Origin of the sequence: Ciceribacter ferrooxidans (assembly GCF_004137355.1) — a bacterium.
Taxonomy (GTDB): Bacteria; Pseudomonadota; Alphaproteobacteria; order Rhizobiales; family Rhizobiaceae; genus Allorhizobium; species Allorhizobium ferrooxidans.
In genome coordinates this window covers 1-250 of the sequence record NZ_SDVB01000360.1, presented here as the reverse complement: position 1 = coordinate 250, position 250 = coordinate 1, and the positions used below count along the sequence as shown (strand labels likewise).

The following is a 250-nucleotide window of genomic DNA, read 5'->3' as shown; positions in this document are numbered from 1 at the left end:
GGGAACGCGAGGACGTCACCGATCTTGCCGGTCTTGCTCGCGTACCCCGCAGCCATACCGGAGAGGAAGATCGTGTCCTCGCCCCGGCCGAAGTACTCGGACAGGTTCTTCGAGACGTCGGTACCTGTCGCCTGCTCGAAGAGGATGTTCGGATACTTCGCGGCGAGCGCCTTGTTCACGTACCCGTACGAGGTCGCGAAGATCATCTTGTAGCCCTGTGCGGACAGACTCGCGACGGTCTGGTTGAACT

Annotated in this window: 1 protein-coding gene; it reads right to left on the bottom strand. The window is 61.2% G+C overall.

Annotated elements, in window-relative coordinates:
* A partial coding sequence (locus EUU22_RS22230) for a BMP family ABC transporter substrate-binding protein (RefSeq protein ID WP_129334165.1) occupies positions 1-250 on the bottom strand: 250 nt, incomplete at both ends.